We start from the raw sequence: 15,397 nt of genomic DNA, 5'->3' as shown, positions 1-15,397 counted from the left end.
CCTTGACGCTGAGCGGCCCGCGCGCGCAATTCCGGCCATGGCCGACACCACCCTGATCGACCCCGGTTTCCCGCCCGCCGGCGAAGCCGCCTGGCGCGCCCTGGTCGCCAAGACGCTGGGCGATAAGCCCTTTGAGAGCCTTGAACGGGTCACCGTCGAGGGCCTGCCCATTGCGCCGCTCTATGCGGCGGCCGACCGGCCGGCGAGCTTCCCGACGCGGCCCTTCGACACCGACCGCCCCTGGGATCTGCGCGCGCTCTCGGCCCATCCTGACCCGGCGCGGGCCAATGCCGAGCTCCTGGCCGACCTCACCGGCGGCGCGGCCTCGGTGATCATCAGCGGCCACGCCAGCCTCGATGCGCTCGACCGCGCGCTCACGGACGTGATCGTCGAACTGGCGCCGGTGGGTCTCGAGGCGGGCTTCCACGGGCCCAAGGCGGCCGACGCCCTGCACGCCGTCGCCAAGGCCTCGCCGGCCGCGCGCCTCAACCTCAACCTCGACCCCCTGGGCGCGCTGGCCGGGGCCGGCGTCAGCCCTGGCCCCATCGAGGCCCATCTGATCAGCGCCGCCACCGTCGCGGCCCGCCATGCCCAGACCTATCCCCAGGCGCAGCTGTTCCTGGCCTCGGGCCGCGTGGTTCATGAGGCCGGCGGCGGCGAAGCGCTGGAAGTGGCGTTCGCTGCGGTATCCGCGATCGCCTACGCCCGCGCTCTGATCCGCGCCGGACTGCCCGCCGTCGACGCCTTCGCCCGCATCACACTCGGCCTCTCAGCCGACGCCGACACCTACGTGACCCTGGCCAAGCTCCGCGCCGCCCGCGCGGTGTTCGCCCGCATCGCCACGGCCTCTGGCGCCGCGCCCCTGGCCCGCATTGAAGCGCGATCGTCGCGCCGAATGCTCACGGCCCAGGACCCATGGACCAACATGATCCGCTTGACCGCGGCCGGCTTCGCGGCCGCCGCCGGTGGCGCCGACGCCGTCGTCCTGGGCGCCTTTACGGACGCGCTCGGCCTGCCCACGGCCTTCGCGCGGCGCCAAAGCCGCAACGCCCAGCTCGTCCTCATGGAGGAGGCCGGCGTCGGCCGGGTGGTCGATCCCGGCGCGGGTTCGGGCTTTATCGAGGCGCTCACAGACCAGATCGCCCGCGCCGCCTGGGACCGGCTCCAGGTCATCGAGGGGATGGGCGGCGTGGTCGCGGCGCTTGAAACCGGCCTGGTCTCACGCGAGATCGCAGCCGCCGTCGACGCCCGAGGAGAGCCACGGATCCTCGGCGTCACGGTGTTCCCGCCCGCCAAGGACGAGCCGGTCGAAATCGAGCCTGTCGCGCCGGCCGCCCTCGACCCCGAAACCGCCCGCCTCCCCGGCCCGGACTCCCGCTGCCCGCCGCTGAACCCGGTCCGCCTCTCCGAACCCTTCGAGGCCCGCACATGACTGGCCTGCCTGATTTCGCCACCCTGCCCTTTGACGGCCCTGCGCCGTCCAGCCCGCCGCCGACCGGCGAACCCTGGCTGACGCCAGAGGGTATCGCGGTCAAACCCGCCTACAGCGCCCAAGACGCCGCCGGCGTGGCCGAGCTCGGCGGCTGGCCGGGCCTGGCGCCGTTCGTCCGCGGCCCCTATCCGACCATGTACGCCACCAATCCGTGGACCATCCGCCAGTATGCGGGCTTCTCCACGGCCGAGGACTCCAACGCCTTCTACCGACGCAATCTCGCCGCCGGGCAGATGGGGCTCTCCATTGCGTTCGATCTGGCCACCCACCGTGGCTACGATTCCGACCACCCGCGCGTGGCCGGCGATGTCGGCATGGCGGGTGTCGCCATCGACAGCATCCTCGACATGCGCACGCTCTTCGACGGCATCCCGCTCGACAAGATGACCGTGTCGATGACCATGAACGGCGCGGTGCTGCCGATCCTGGCGCTCTACATCGTGGCGGCGGAAGAACAGGGCGTGCCGCACGACAAGCTCGCGGGCACCATCCAGAACGACATCCTGAAGGAGTTCCTGACCCGGAACACCTACATCTATCCGCCCGGCCCCTCGATGCGGATCGTCTCCGACATCTTCGCCTACACGTCCAAGGAGATGCCGCGCTTCAACTCGATCTCGATCAGCGGCTACCACATGCAGGAAGCGGGCGCGACGCTCGACCTGGAGCTGGCCTACACCCTGGCCGACGGCATCGAGTATGTCCGCGCGGGCGTCGCCGCCGGCATGAGCGTCGACCAGTTCGCGCCCCGCCTTTCGTTCTTCTGGAACGCCGGAATGAACGTCTTCATGGAAGTGGCCAAGCAGCGCGCCAGCCGTCTCCTCTGGGCCAAGCTGATGAAGGCTGAGTTCGACCCCAAGGACGCCCGCTCACTCTCCTTGCGCGCCCACACCCAGACCTCGGGCTGGAGCCTGGCGGCCCAGGACGTTTTCAACAATGTGCCCCGCACCGCCATCGAGGCCATGGGCGCCATCGGCGGCCAGACGCAGAGCCTGCACACCAATTCACTCGACGAGGCCCTGGCGCTCCCGACCGACTTCTCCGCCCGGATCAGCCGCAACACCCAGCTCTTCTTCCAGATGGAGAGCGGCCAGACCCGGGTGATCGATCCGTGGGGCGGCGGCTTCTATGTCGAGCGCCTGACCCGGGATCTCGCCGAACGCGCGCTCGCCCACATCTCCGAGGTCGAGGCGTTGGGCGGCATGGCCAGGGCCATCGAGGAGGGCCTGCCCAAACGCCGCATCGAGGAGGCCTCAGCCCGCACCCAGGCCCGGATCGACAGCGGTAAACAGAGCGTGGTCGGCGTCAACCGCTACAAACCCGACGTCCCCGACGAGATTCCGGTGCTCAAGGTCGACAACTCCGCCGTCCGCGCCGCCCAGCTCGACAAACTCAAGCGCCTGAAGGCCGAGCGCGATCCCGAAGCCGTCGCCGCCGCGCTGGATGCGCTGACCGCCGGCGCGGCCGGAAACGCCAATCTGCTCGAACTCTCTGTCAACGCCGCGCGCGCCCGGGCGACCGTCGGAGAGATCAGCTTTGCGCTGGAAAAGGTGTTCGGCCGTCACAAGGCCAAGGCCGATGCGGTCAGGGGCGTCTATCTGCGCGAAGCCGGCGCCACGCCCGCCGCCGACCGGGCCCGCGCCATGGCCGACGCCTTCGCCCAAGCCGACGGCCGAAAGCCCCGCCTGATGGTCGCCAAGATGGGCCAGGACGGCCACGACCGGGGCCAGAAGGTGGTCGCCTCCGGGTTCGCGGACCTCGGTTTCGACGTCGAGATCGGCGATCTCTTCCAGACCCCCGCCGAAGCCGCCGCTGAAGCGGTGCAAGCGGGCGTCCATGCGGTGGGCGCAAGCTCGCTGGCCGCCGGGCACCTCACACTGGTGCCCGAGCTCCAGTCGGAACTGAAGAAGCTCGGCCGTCCCGACATCCTAGTCTTCGTCGGTGGCGTCATCCCGCCGGAAGACTTCAAAACCCTCGAAGACATGGGCGTCGCCGCCATCTTCCCGCCCGGCACCGTCATCCCGGAAGCCGCGATCAAGGTGCTGGAGCGGCTGAACGAGGAGCTGGGCTACGCGCAGGAGACGGCGGGTTAGAGGTTGACCCACCCACCCCCGGGCGGGCATGGCGACAACCAAATGATCCTCACCCTCTCCTGTCCTGACCGGCCCGGCATCGTGGCGCGCGTCTCGGCGCTGCTGTTCGAGCGCGGGGCCAACATCCTCGACGCCCAGCAATACAACGACCAGGAGACCAAGCGTTTCTTCATGCGGGTCGTGTTCGATCCCGGCGACATCGACGTCGCCGGTTGGCGTGCGGCGTTTGCGCCCCTCGCCGCGGACCTCGAAATGATCCTGCGCCTGCGCGGCCGGCAGGATCGTCGCCGCGTCATGATCCTGGCTTCCCAGCAGGACCACTGCCTCACCGATCTCATCTGGCGCTGGCGCCAGGGCGAGTTGCCGATGGACATCACCGCCGTGGTCTCAAACCACCCGGCCTCGACCTACCCGCATGTCGACCTGCAGGGCGTCGCTTTCCACCACCTGCCGGTCACGCCCGAGACCAAGCCCGCCCAGGAAGCCCGCCTCAACGGGCTGATTGATTCCACCGAAACCGAACTGGTCGTCCTCGCCCGCTACATGCAGGTGCTCTCCCCCGACCTGGCCCAACGCCTGGAAGGGCGCTGCATCAACATCCACCACTCGTTCTTGCCGGGCTTCAAGGGCGCGCGACCCTATCATCAGGCCCATGCGCGCGGCGTGAAGGTGATCGGCGCCACCGCCCACTATGTGACCGGAGACCTGGATGAAGGCCCGATCATTGAGCAGGACGTCGAGCGGATAAGTCATCGCGACACCCCGGCCGCGCTGATCCGCAAAGGTCGTGATATAGAGCGTCGCGTACTGGCCCGCGCCGTACGCTGGCATCTGGAGGACCGTGTGATCCTGAACGGACGCAAGACTGTGGTGTTCACCGACTGATGCGTGGCCACATCATCATCGCCGCCATGTTGGCGCTCGCCAGCCCCGCCGTAGCCCAGCCGGCCAATCTCTCGAGCATGGACCGCGACAAGGACGGGCGTGTTTCCCGCGCCGAGTTTCGGGCGGAACTGGTCTCGGGCTCCATGAAATTCGACAAGAACGGCGACGGTCGGGTCATCAAGGCAGAGCTGCCGGGCGTCACGCGCCTGCCCGGAGCGAAGGGTGTGGTTGACCGGATCTACAAGATCACCGACGCCGACGGCGACGGCGCTCTGTCGTCGAACGAGTTCGCGGTTCGCGCCGAAGTCCGCTTCAAGGAGATCGACGCGGACCGCGACGGTTTTCTCTCCCAGGCCGAAATCAAGTCCGCGCCCCGCCAGCGGTAGCCCTGCGCCATGGGCGCATTTTGTCTAAAGGGCCCGCACCGCCGCATCCATCGCCGCGAAGTCCGCGAACCCGGTCACGGGTGTGACCAGCCGCGTCCACTTGGCGTCGATGGCGGCGATCAGGTCTGGCGTCAGCTCGTACGCGTGCTGACCGGTGCCGCCCTTGCGGACCTTGGAGGAATCCCCGCCCGGCGGCAGCCCGGCGACGTCCTCTGAGACCCGACGCATCATGGCGTCATCGAACCGGTCCTTGTGCGCCAGCATGAAGGGCAGCGACGAATGCTCCAGCGTCTTGACCAAAAGGGCCTCATCCAGCGGCAGCCCGCAGAAGTCCGCCACCTTCCGGACATGCCCTTCAGGATCATCATTCATCGCGGCGTAAGACAGGATCAGGACGTTCGGATTGTCCCGCTGCGCCCACCAGCTCAACAAATGCCGCCAATAGCCGTTGCCCCCATCATCCGGGCCACCGACCCAAGTGGCGGCGAACTCGCGAATCGAGATCGTTCCAGGCTCGAAGAACCAGCCTTCGAAAAAGCGGTAGAGCGATACGAACGCATCCCGCGGGTCGCGAAACGAAACGATGCCCTTGGCGCCCGGGGGGATGTCATCGAACGCCAGATGGCTCTTGAACCCGCGCGGCTCGGCGCGCTGTGAAGCTTCGATGTCGAGACCCAGCAGATCCGCCGTCTCGATCCAAGGCACGACCCGGGAAATGTCATCAAAGTCCATGTCGCCGCCGGTGCGCAGCGTATGGAAGATCTGCTGCAGCCAGGTGGTCCCGCATTTCCCGAACGGCGAGATGATCACGTCGGTAGGCCGCGGACGGTAGGCGGCGATGGACCGGGCCACCTTCTCCCGATCAAACATCTTCCCCATCGCCGCCCCCATGGCGGGCAGACTGGTGGGACGCGTCGCGGCAGGCGTGGTCATGTTCTGGAATCCCCTCAGGATAACCTGAACGGGATCGGCAGGGTTCGCAATGCGCCGACGATTGCCCCCTACCGCTCATCCCGGCACAGCAACCAGTAGGTCACCGGCGTCGCCACACGGCTGAGGAGTGTCGAGGTCACCAACCCGCCCATGATGGCGATCGCCAGGGGCGAGTAGAGGCCGGACTGTTCAAGCGCCAGCGGGAGCAGTCCCAGGATCGCCGTCACAGAGGTCAGCAGCACCGGCAGGAAACGCACCTCGCCCGCCTGCTCGATAGCCTCCCGCGTCGCCACGCCCTGACGCCGTAATTGTTCCGTAAAATCAACCAGCAGGATCGAATTCTTGATCTCGATTCCGATCAAGGCGATCAGGCCGATGGTGGCGGTGAACGAGAGCGAATTGCCGGTAAGCCAAAGCGCCGCCACCGCCCCGAACAGCCCCAGCGGTATCACGCCGGCGACCACGATGGCGGTGCGGAACTTGCCGAACTCCAGCACCAGCACCGCCAGGATGCCGAAGATCGCGATCAGGATCGCGGCTCCCAGGCCGGAGAAACTCTCCGCCTGCGCTTCGGCCTGACCGCCATACTCCAGCACATAACCGGGCGGCAGCGGCAGGTCCCGCTCCAGTCGCGCGGCCAGATCCTCGGTCACGCCGCTGGCCAGATAGCCGGTCGCCACCTCGCTGGTCACGGTCACCGTGCGCATCCGGTCAAACCGGTTGATCCGAGCCGGACTGGTGGTGAAGGTGGGTTCCGCCACCGAAGCCAGTTGGGTCGCAGCGCCGCCCTCGGTCGGGAGATAGATGCGCTTGAGTGCATCCAGCTCGTTGCGCTCCCCCATGGGCAGCCGCACGCGCACCGCGTAATCGTCGCCGTCGGGATCGCGGAACCGCGCCGTCTCCTCGCCCGAGAGCGCCAGGCGGGCCGCCCGCCGCGCCGCCCCAGCCGGCACGCCCAGGGCCGCCGCCTTAGCTTCGTCCAATCCCAGCTCAAGGTCCGTGCGATCGAGCCGCAGGGGGTTGTTCACGTCGCGCGCGCCCGGCGTCGCCTTCAGGACCAGCTCGGCCCGCGCCGCCAGCGCCTTGAGCACCTCCAGGTTCTCGCCACGAATCCGCACCGCGATCGGACTGTCGACAGGCGGGCCGTTCTCGAAGGTGATCACGCTGATCCGAGCGCCGGGATAGCGGTCGAAGTCGGCGCGCAATCGATCGAGCAGCTTGAGGCTCTCTCCCGGCTCCCAGGCCTTCATCGACGCGAACACCTCGGCATAGCTCGTCTGGGTCTGGCGCTGGTTCTGGTTGTAGAAGATCTGCGGATTGCCCCGCCCCAGATTGGCCGCCGCCCAGACCACCTTGGGCTCGCGCGCCAGCCGCGCCTCGACGAACCGCAGGACTTCGTCGGTTCGCCGCAGCGACGTTCCGTCTGGAGTCTCGATCCGCACCAGGAACTGCGGGGTCTCGGCCGGCGGGAACAGGCTCGACCCGATGGCTCGCAGCATCGGGAGCGTGCTCAGGCATATCACCCCCAGCACCGCCAGCGTCACCCACGGGCGCGCCAGCGCCCGATGGAGCACCGGGGTGTAGAGCCGATGGATGCCGCCGTTCACCCACTGCAGGACACGGTTTCCCTCCGGGTCCTCGTGACGTGACAGAAACCGGCTGGCCAGGAACGGGATGATGGTCAGCGAGACCAGCAGCGACGCGCCCACCGTGCACAGCACCGTCATCGGCAACGAACGGATGTAGGCCCCCGCACCGCCCGGCAGCGCCAGCAGCGGCAGGAACGCCAGCATCAGGGTCGCGGTGCACCCGATCACCGCCAGCGCGATCTGCCGGGTTGCGGTGATCGCCGCCTCTGTACGGTCCATGCCCATCCGCAGGTGGCGGGCGATGTTCTCGGTCACCACGATGCTGTCGTCGACCAGCAGGCCCAGCGACAGCACGAAGCCGGCGATCGAGAGCTGGTTCACCGTGAACCCCAGCATCTGCAGCATCGCCAGCCCGATCAGCAGCGACAGCGGGATCGACACCATCACCACCCCGCTGGCCCGCAGACCCAGCGGCAGCAGCGTGATGATCACCAGCCCCAGTGCGATCGCGAAATCCCGATAGAGCGAGCGGAGCCGCTTGTTCACGTTATCCGCCTGGATGAAGGCGCGTTCCAGCTTCACCCCGCCGGGCAGGGTCTTCTCGAACGCCGCCAGCTCCGCCTCGACGCCCTCGGTCACGCGGCGCACATCGACGCCGTCCTTCTGCGCCACGGTCACGAAGACCGCGCGCTTGCCCTGAAAGCGCGTCAGGTGGTTTGCCTCCTGCTGCGCCCAGCCGACGGTCGCTACGTCACGCACGCGCACCACCTGGCCGCCCGCCTCGCGCACCGGCGCGGCGGCCACGGCCTCCAGGTCGCGGAAAGCGCCCCCGGTCTTGACGTTGAACCGCCGCTCGCCGGCATGCACCGCGCCGATCGGGGCCTCCGCGCCGGCCGCGCGCAACGCGTCGGCCACCGCCGTCGCCGGCAGCCGCAGTTCGGCCAGCCGCGCGGTGTCCAGGGACACGCGGACTTCCGAAGGCGGGGCGCCCCAGATCTCCGCCCGCCGAACGCCTGGCGCTCGGTCCAGCCGCTCGCGAAGCTGATCCGCCGCCTTCTCCAACCGGCGCATCGGCAGGGTCTCGCTGACCAGCGCCACCTGCACGATCGCCACTTCGGTGGTCCGCGCCCGGCGGACTTCCAGTTCCACCAGTCCCGCAGGCAGTGAGGGCCGCAGCGCATTCACCTCGCGCACGACCTCATCGTACTTCCGCTCCGGATTCACGCTCCAGTCGAACTCGACATTCACCGAACCCGCGCCGTCCAGGCTGGTCGAGGCGATATCATCCACGTCGTCGAGGCCGGCCAGCACGTCTTCGATCGGATCGACGATAAGCTGTTCGATCTCAGCCGGCTCGGCGCCCGGCATCACCGCCCGCACCGACACCACGGGTATCGGGAAGTGCGGATCCTCGGACCGCGGCGTGGTCATCAGCGCGTTCAGACCCAGCAGGGTCAGCAAACCGAACGCGACCAGCGTGAACTGCCAGCGACGAACCGCGAAGTCGGCGATATCGAGCCTCACCGGGCGGCCATGGCCGGCAGCTTTGCAGGATCGACCACCAGCACCGCCTGGCCGTCACTGACGAAACCCGCCCCGGCGGTGATCACCTTGGCGCCCGGCGGCAGTCCGGAGACCCGCGCGAAGTCGCCTTCAAAGCCCTCGAATGTCACCGCCCGCCGCCGGGCCTTGCCCTGGGCGTCCACGACCAGCACGCTGGCCCCGCGATCCTTGGCCTCCAGGATCGCCTCGGCCGGGATGCGCGCCGCCTGTGCGCCGACCTCGGTCGCGACGGCGAGACTGGCGCTCGCCACTTGGCCGCTCAACGCCTGCGCGTTCGGCGGCAGGGCCACCTCGATCTCAACCCCGGCGGTCAGGGCGCTCGCGCTCCGGCCCACGCGCACGACCTGTCCCGAGACGGCCGCGGCCCCGCCCCCCAGGTCGACGCGCACCGTATCGCCCACCTTGACGCGACCCGCCTGGCGATCCGGCGCATTGGCCCGCAGGACCAGCCCGCTCCGCTCGTCAGCCACCGTGATCACCGTCTGACCTGGCTGCACGACCTCGCCGGCCTGCGCCGTTCGGGTCAGCACCACGCCCTCCACCGGCGAAACCAGGCTGGCCCAGCGTCGATCAAACGCAGCCGCCGACACCGCCGCCTGGGCCGACTTCAAGGCGCTGGCGCTGTCGTCCAGGCGCTGCTTACTGACAAAGCCCTGGTCGAACAGGGTCCTGGCGCGGGCCATGTCGCGCTCCACCCGCTCCAGATCAGCCCGTGCGCGCTGCTCCGCCGCCGCCACGCCGGTGGGGTCGAGCCTGGCCACAACCTGGCCGGCCCGCACCCGGTCGCCGGCCTCAACGTCCAGGCGCGTCATGACGCCGGGCACTCGGAACGACAGATCTATCTCGCGTCGCCGTTCGATCCGGCCGGTGAAGGTCAGGGTTTCCGCCCCGCCGGCGGCGCCGACCTGAACGGCCTCAACAGGCGCAGGCGGCGTCGCCGCGGCCTTGGGCGCATCGGCCGTACCGCATCCGGTAAGCGCCAGAGCCGCCATGGTTCCGATCAAGCCCCGGATACGCATTACCGCCTTCATCACCGCTCAATGATAGACTATCAGTGATCGGTGATCGGCTGCGTTGTCAAGAGCGCCGACCGGTGAAAGGAAGCGTCATGGCCGACACCGCCGCCAGATCGCCCCGCAAGCGCAAGGGCCTGGGCCAGGAACGACGCGAGGAGATTCTCGTCGCCGCGCTGCGGCTCTTTGCGCAGTACGGCCTCTATGGCGTCTCGACCCGCCAGATCGCCGCCGCCGTCGGCATTTCCCAGCCCACGCTCTACGCCTACTTCCCGTCCAAGCACGCCATGGTCGAGGAACTGCACGAACGCGCCTTCAAAGACCTGCATCGCCGGCTCGTCGCCGGCGTGGGCGATCTCATGACGCGCGACTCCCTGGCCGCAGGACTGCGGATCTATGTCGACTTCGGGCTCGAGAACCCGGACGCCTACCGCGTCGCCTTCATGATCGAGGACCCCATCGGGCGGCCGACATCAGGCGGCAATCTGGAAGTCTCGCCGGGAGCTCACGCGGCCTTCGGCGTCCTGCGCGCCAGCGTGGCCGCCATGCACGCCCAGGGCCTTACCCGATCAATTGACCCGGAACAGTTGGCCCAATCCCTCTGGGCCGGCATGCACGGTCTGGTCTCCCTTCTGATCGCCCGACCGGAGTTTCCGTGGGTCGAACGCGAGACCCTGATCCGTGGACACCTCGACCTGCTGGTCTACGCCGCCATGCGGCCCAAGGCGCCATGATCGCCCGCTTTGAATGGGGTCTCCAAGGGGTGGAGGCCCTGTCGCCCCGCGCCGGTGTCATCGTGATCGTGGACGTCCTCTCTTTCTCTACGGCCGTCGGAGTCGCGGTGGCGCGCGGCGCCGAGATCGCGCCGTTCCCCTATGGCGATCTGGCCGCCGCTGAGTTTGAAGCCGCCCGCATCGGCGCCGTCGCGGCCTATCCTCGAAAGGCGGCCGGCGGCCAGCTTAGTCTGTCGCCCGCCAGTCTGGCGAAACTGAACCCCGGCGCACGCGTTCTCCTGCCGTCGCCAAACGGCTCGCGCCTGTCGCTGGCCACCGGCGGCACGCCCACCCTCTGCGGCGCATTGCGCAACGCCGGCGCCGTGGCCCGCGCCGCCGCGCAGATCGCTGACGGCCGCGATATTGCTGTGATCGCCGCGGGGGAACGCTGGCCCGACGGCTCGCTGCGGCCCGCCATTGAGGATCTGTTGGGCGCTGGCGCCATTCTCTCCGCCCTGCCCGCCGGAATTGATCTCAGCGCCGAAGCCCGACTCGCCGCCGACGCCTTCCGGTCCACTCGGCCGCACTTGGCTGAAACGATCCGGGATTGCCTCTCAGGACGCGAGCTGATCGACCGTAACTATGGCGACGACGTCGAGATCGCCCTTGAACTCGACGCCAGCGATATCGTCCCTCGCCTGCTCGACGGCCTCTACCGCGTCTGGTCGCCCTCCGCCGCCGCCAGCCGCTCCACCTCGCGCACATAGGCGGGCGCATCGAACTTCTTGAAGGTGTTGGCGCCCATCGAGCGCACCGTCCCGAACACCGGCTGGGGCCCCCAGGGCCGGTCGTGGAGGCCGAACAGCCAGCCGACATTGGTGAACGAGTTGGGGTCGCGTCCGTCGAGAAACCAGCGGTTGTTCAGGCCCAGCGCGGTCTCAAACGCCTCTTCCGGCCCAGTCGACCACTGCAGGATCTTCTTCCCCCAGTACATCCGCATGTGATTGTGCATGTAACCGGTTGCGCGCATCTCCAGCATCGCCGCGTTCCAGTAGGGATCGTGGGTCGCTCCGGCTTCAAACTGCGCCCGGCTGTAGAGATAGGGCCGCTCGTCGCCCGCGTGGTCCGCAAGGGTCCGTCGCGCCCAGTCCGGCAAGACTTCATAGCTGTCATAGTTGGTGGCGTGGAACACGTGGTTGATCGCCAGCTCCCGCCGGACGATCAACTCCTCCAGATAGGTCGCCACGCCCTCGGAGACACCTGAGTCCCGCACCGCCAATGCGACCTCCAGCGGCCCGATCTGTCCGAAGTGCAGGTAGGGACTCATCAGCGAGGCGACCCCGGCTTCAGGCTTCCCCCGTTCGTCGCCGTAGCGCGCCAGGTGTTGGCGGAGGAACCGCTCCAGCTGCGCCCGGGCCGCCGTCTCTCCGGCCGGAAACCGCTTCACGGCGCCCACCGCTTGGTCGACCTTCAGTCCCGCCACGATGGCCTCAGGCCGATCGAGGTCGAAGTCGCTCTCGAACGCCAACTCAGTCGCCGGGCGGCGCACTGCGACCTCTTCGGGCGGCCGCAGATATTCATCCCACACCCGGTGGATGCGCGGCCGGATCGTGCGGGCGGCGTATTCGTGCTTGGCCGACGCCACATCGATGGGCACGACCACCTCGCCCTCCACCTGCACCAGCCGCCGGTCCAGCCCATCCGCCAGCTTCGCCCGCCAGGTGCGCTGGACCTTCAGATAGCCCCGATCACAGACCACCAGCGCCGCATCGGCCGCCAGGGTCCGGATCAGCGCCTCGGGTGGCTGTTTCTTCAGGACGAAGGCTATGCCCCGTCGGGTCAGCAGCCGCTTCGCCTCCGCCAGCCCCCGCAGCATGAAATCGTAGTGCCGCGCATTGGCCTCCGGAAACCCCGTCAGCCCGAAGGCGACAAGCACCGGAAGATCGAGCTCGTTGGCCTGCGCGATGGCGTACTCCAGCGCCGCATTGCCATGCGCCCGCTGGGCCGCCTGCATCCAGTAGAGGACGTAGCGTCCCTCGGAGCGTACAGGCGCGTCGGTCAGGTTTCTTAGGCGGGCGGTCTGGATCACGCGTCAGCGTCTAGCCGCAGCTGTAAGCCGCCGCCAGATCACGATGGCCGCATCATAGGGTAAGGCCGCGACCTCCCGCGCCGCCATCCGGAGCCGGTGTGGCCAAGGGCCGCGTGCCCCCCCCTGGGGCCCGGCCACACTGCGCACGCCCAGGATCGCCAGCATCAGGCGGATGCGGGGCAGATGATAGCCGTCGCTGCAGGCCACGACGAAGGGATGACCCTCATCCCGCGCCATTCTCACGGCGACGAGTACGGTCTGGAGCGTGTCGAGACTGACGTGATCCGCGGCGAGCCGCTCCCGCGGCAAACCGCCCGCGATCAGGTCCGCGATCATCACCGAGGCCTCGGAGGGCCCGAACCGACCCACGCCCCCGCTGCTCAGCACTAGCGCCTCCGGCCAAGCCTCGGCCGCGCGCCGACCGTAGCCGATCCGCCTCACCAGGGCGGGCGATGCGCGCCCGTCGGCGGTGAGCGCGGCGCCGAAGATCACGATCAGAGGCGGATTGTCCATGCTGCAGCCTCTAGACAGCGCCCACATCGGCCCTGACAAGTGGTCTATGAGCGCGCCGGCAGAGTTCGACGTCACGGATGGACCGGATCGACCCCGGCTGACCCTGCGCGGCGACTGGACCTCGGAAGATGCGGTTGGCGCCGGCGTGCGCCTGGCGTCGGCGACCCAGGGCCGGACCGACGCCGACATCGATCTCAACGCCGTCGGGCGCATCGACACCGCGGGCGCGCACGCCATCTTGCGTGCACTCGGCGGACGGATCGATCCGACCCGGCTGCACGCCCGCCCCGCCACCGCGCGCCTGCTGGAACTGGTCGAAACCGCGATGGCCGCGAAGGCCAAGCCGCGTCGCACGGCGCGCGGCTTCCTCGCGATGCTGATCCGTATCGGCAAGGGCGTTGGCGACCTGGCTGAAGAGTTCCTCGACACCATGGCCTTCCTCGGCAACCTGCTGGTTTCGAGCGCGCGAACCGTGGCCCTCCTCTTCACCGCACCGCACCGTATCCGATGGGCGGTCATCTTCGGCCAGATGGAGCGCGCCGGTCTCGACGCGATCCCGATCGTCGCCCTCACGACCTTCTTCATCGGCGCCGTCGTGGCCGCGATCGGCGTCAATATGCTTCAGCAGTTCGGCGCGGAAGTCTTCGCCGTCGAACTCATCGGCATCGCCATGTTGCGAGAGTTCAACATCGTCATCACCGCTGTGCTGCTGGCCGGGCGCTCGGCGTCGGCTTTCGCCGCCGAACTCGGCTCCATGAAGATGACCCAGGAGATCGACGCGATGCGGGTCATGGGTGTCGATCCGTTCGAGGCCCTGGTCCTGCCCCGCTTCGCCGCCCTGCTCATCACCATCCCGCTGCTGACCTTCGTCGCCACCCTGGCCGGGTTGGCCGGGGGCCTGATGATCACCTGGACCACGCTTGGTCTGGGGCCGGCGTTTTTCCTGCAGCGGCTGGTCGACAATGTGGGGCCCACCCACTTCTACATCGCGCTCTCCAAGGCGCCGGTCATGGCCGCAGTGGTCGCCGGGGTCGGCTGCCGCCAGGGTCTGCTGACCGGCGGCGACGTCCAGTCTCTCGGCAAACGGGTGACCACCGCGGTGGTCCACTCCATTTTTGCGATCATCATGCTCGATGCGGTGTTCGCGCTGATCTACATGCAGCTCGATCTATGAGCGATCCTGTGCCGCCCGGCGAATTTGACCGCCCACTGAGCGATGTGGCCGCCATCGAAGTGCGCGGTCTCCGCACGGCCTTCGGCGACCACGTCGTTCACGACAATCTCGACCTGATGGTCCGGCGCGGCGAAGTGATGGGCGTCGTCGGCGGTTCCGGATCGGGCAAGTCCGTTCTCCTGAATTCGATCATTGGCCTCCGAACTCCGCAGGCCGGAACAATCTCGGTTCTGGGTCACGAACTGCAGCGGGCCTCTCGGCGCAGCTGGAGCGAACTTGAGCGTTCGTGGGGCGTGCTCTTTCAGCACGGCGCGCTGTTCTCCAACCTGACAGTGCGTGAGAACGTCACCGCCCCGATGTTCGAACATACCAAGATGACGCGGGCCGAAGCTGCGGAGTTGGCCGACCTCAAGATCGCCATGGTCGGTCTCAGGCCCGACGCCGGCGCGCTCAAGCCCTCGGAACTGTCCGGCGGCATGCGCAAGCGCGCCGGCCTTGCGCGCGCCCTGGCGCTGGACCCCGAGCTCCTGTTCCTCGACGAACCCACCTCGGGCCTGGATCCCATCGGCGCAGCAGGCTTCGACACTCTCATCCGCGACCTTACCGATTGTCTGGGGCTGACGGTGTTCATGATCACCCACGATCTCGACTCTCTCTACGAGATCACCGACCGTGTGGCCGTGCTGGCGGATCGGAAGGTCGTGGCCACTGCGCCGGTCGGCGAACTGGAACACTCGGATCATCCCTGGATCCGGGAGTACTTCCTGGGCGTGCGGGGGCGGGCGGCGCGCAAGGCGCGGCAGACCGTGGAGTACTGATGGAGAAGGACGCCAACTACGCCCTCGTCGGCCTCGCCACCCTGATTCTCTCGGTGGCGTTGATGGTGTTCGTCGTTTGGTTGGCCCGGCTCAGCTTCGCCAACGACTACGAGATCTACGACATCAAGTTCCAGGG

Annotated in this window: 13 protein-coding genes; 8 read left to right on the top strand and 5 right to left on the bottom strand. The window is 68.4% G+C overall.

Annotation, left to right across the window (positions count from 1 at the left end; genetic code table 11):
• Positions 1–37: 37 nt before the first annotated feature.
• From ACIQ3R_RS02810 to ACIQ3R_RS02795, 4 genes are read left to right on the top strand one after another with little or no spacing between them, the layout of a single operon-like run.
• Positions 38–1,432: a methylmalonyl-CoA mutase family protein gene (locus ACIQ3R_RS02810; protein WP_397414832.1), complete on the top strand. Its 1,395-nt coding sequence runs from the start codon at positions 38–40 to the stop codon at positions 1,430–1,432.
• Complete coding sequence (scpA, locus tag ACIQ3R_RS02805; RefSeq protein WP_397414830.1) at positions 1,429–3,585, top strand: methylmalonyl-CoA mutase; 2,157 nt, start codon at positions 1,429–1,431, stop codon at positions 3,583–3,585. Before ACIQ3R_RS02810 ends, scpA begins: the two co-directional genes overlap by 4 nt.
• Positions 3,586–3,627: 42 nt before the next feature.
• Positions 3,628–4,470 (top strand): formyltetrahydrofolate deformylase, encoded by an 843-nt coding sequence (purU, locus tag ACIQ3R_RS02800; RefSeq protein ID WP_397414828.1) that lies wholly within the window; start codon positions 3,628–3,630, stop codon positions 4,468–4,470.
• Entirely contained in the window at positions 4,470–4,856 is a 387-nt protein-coding gene (locus tag ACIQ3R_RS02795) for an EF-hand domain-containing protein (protein ID WP_397414826.1), read from the top strand. Before purU ends, ACIQ3R_RS02795 begins: the two co-directional genes overlap by 1 nt.
• Before the next feature lie 24 nt (positions 4,857–4,880).
• Here the strand turns inward: ACIQ3R_RS02795 and ACIQ3R_RS02790 are convergent, their stop codons facing one another.
• From ACIQ3R_RS02790 to ACIQ3R_RS02780, 3 genes are all read right to left on the bottom strand, one after another.
• Positions 4,881–5,789 (bottom strand): sulfotransferase domain-containing protein, encoded by a 909-nt coding sequence (locus tag ACIQ3R_RS02790; RefSeq protein ID WP_397414824.1) that lies wholly within the window; start codon positions 5,787–5,789, stop codon positions 4,881–4,883.
• A 68-nt stretch (positions 5,790–5,857) separates the two neighbouring features.
• Positions 5,858–8,902 (bottom strand): efflux RND transporter permease subunit, encoded by a 3,045-nt coding sequence (locus ACIQ3R_RS02785; protein WP_397414822.1) that lies wholly within the window; start codon positions 8,900–8,902, stop codon positions 5,858–5,860.
• On the bottom strand, positions 8,899–9,960 hold the full coding sequence (locus ACIQ3R_RS02780) for an efflux RND transporter periplasmic adaptor subunit (protein WP_397414820.1): 1,062 nt from the start codon (positions 9,958–9,960) through the stop codon (positions 8,899–8,901). The genes ACIQ3R_RS02785 and ACIQ3R_RS02780 overlap by 4 nt, the downstream gene beginning before the upstream one ends.
• 89 nt (positions 9,961–10,049) lie before the next feature.
• Here ACIQ3R_RS02780 and ACIQ3R_RS02775 point away from each other — a divergent pair, with 89 nt between their 5' ends.
• Both ACIQ3R_RS02775 and ACIQ3R_RS02770 read left to right on the top strand, forming a co-directional pair.
• The gene (locus tag ACIQ3R_RS02775; RefSeq protein ID WP_397414818.1) at positions 10,050–10,688 is read left to right on the top strand and encodes a TetR/AcrR family transcriptional regulator; all 639 of its coding nucleotides are present in this window, start codon (positions 10,050–10,052) and stop codon (positions 10,686–10,688) included.
• Positions 10,685–11,434: a 2-phosphosulfolactate phosphatase gene (locus ACIQ3R_RS02770; RefSeq protein ID WP_397414816.1), complete on the top strand. Its 750-nt coding sequence runs from the start codon at positions 10,685–10,687 to the stop codon at positions 11,432–11,434. Before ACIQ3R_RS02775 ends, ACIQ3R_RS02770 begins: the two co-directional genes overlap by 4 nt.
• On the opposite strand, the gene ACIQ3R_RS02765 is transcribed toward ACIQ3R_RS02770, so the two are convergent.
• Positions 11,380–12,756 (bottom strand): deoxyribodipyrimidine photo-lyase, encoded by a 1,377-nt coding sequence (locus tag ACIQ3R_RS02765; RefSeq protein WP_397414814.1) that lies wholly within the window; start codon positions 12,754–12,756, stop codon positions 11,380–11,382. The genes ACIQ3R_RS02770 and ACIQ3R_RS02765 overlap by 55 nt on opposite strands.
• Positions 12,757–12,759: 3 nt before the next feature.
• Positions 12,760–13,269 (bottom strand): YdcF family protein, encoded by a 510-nt coding sequence (locus ACIQ3R_RS02760; RefSeq protein ID WP_397414812.1) that lies wholly within the window; start codon positions 13,267–13,269, stop codon positions 12,760–12,762.
• Positions 13,270–13,315: 46 nt separating this feature from the next.
• Between ACIQ3R_RS02760 and ACIQ3R_RS02755 the strand changes: the two genes are divergently transcribed.
• Positions 13,316–14,443 carry an MlaE family lipid ABC transporter permease subunit gene (locus ACIQ3R_RS02755; protein WP_397414858.1) on the top strand — a complete coding sequence of 376 codons (1,128 nt, stop codon included), beginning with the start codon at positions 13,316–13,318 and terminating at the stop codon, positions 14,441–14,443.
• On the top strand, positions 14,440–15,261 hold the full coding sequence (locus tag ACIQ3R_RS02750; protein WP_397414810.1) for an ABC transporter ATP-binding protein: 822 nt from the start codon (positions 14,440–14,442) through the stop codon (positions 15,259–15,261). The genes ACIQ3R_RS02755 and ACIQ3R_RS02750 overlap by 4 nt, the downstream gene beginning before the upstream one ends.
• The last annotated feature ends 136 nt before the right edge of the window (positions 15,262–15,397 follow it).

The sequence above is a fragment of the Phenylobacterium sp. genome, from assembly GCF_044371015.1.
Lineage (GTDB): Bacteria > Pseudomonadota > Alphaproteobacteria > Caulobacterales > Caulobacteraceae > Phenylobacterium.
The sequence above is the reverse complement of the archived record's forward strand: the minus strand, read 5'-3'. Positions and strand labels throughout refer to the sequence as shown.

Coding starts and splice junctions, on each gene's coding strand:
- ACIQ3R_RS02810 (WP_397414832.1), top strand. CDS start 38: ATGGCCGACACCACCCTGATCGACCCCGGTTTCCCGCCCGCCGGCGAA.
- scpA (WP_397414830.1), top strand. CDS start 1,429: ATGACTGGCCTGCCTGATTTCGCCACCCTGCCCTTTGACGGCCCTGCG.
- purU (WP_397414828.1), top strand. CDS start 3,628: ATGATCCTCACCCTCTCCTGTCCTGACCGGCCCGGCATCGTGGCGCGC.
- ACIQ3R_RS02795 (WP_397414826.1), top strand. CDS start 4,470: ATGCGTGGCCACATCATCATCGCCGCCATGTTGGCGCTCGCCAGCCCC.
- ACIQ3R_RS02790 (WP_397414824.1), bottom strand. CDS start 5,789: ATGACCACGCCTGCCGCGACGCGTCCCACCAGTCTGCCCGCCATGGGG.
- ACIQ3R_RS02780 (WP_397414820.1), bottom strand. CDS start 9,960: ATGCGTATCCGGGGCTTGATCGGAACCATGGCGGCTCTGGCGCTTACC.
- ACIQ3R_RS02775 (WP_397414818.1), top strand. CDS start 10,050: ATGGCCGACACCGCCGCCAGATCGCCCCGCAAGCGCAAGGGCCTGGGC.
- ACIQ3R_RS02770 (WP_397414816.1), top strand. CDS start 10,685: ATGATCGCCCGCTTTGAATGGGGTCTCCAAGGGGTGGAGGCCCTGTCG.
- ACIQ3R_RS02760 (WP_397414812.1), bottom strand. CDS start 13,269: ATGGACAATCCGCCTCTGATCGTGATCTTCGGCGCCGCGCTCACCGCC.
- ACIQ3R_RS02755 (WP_397414858.1), top strand. CDS start 13,316: ATGAGCGCGCCGGCAGAGTTCGACGTCACGGATGGACCGGATCGACCC.
- ACIQ3R_RS02750 (WP_397414810.1), top strand. CDS start 14,440: ATGAGCGATCCTGTGCCGCCCGGCGAATTTGACCGCCCACTGAGCGAT.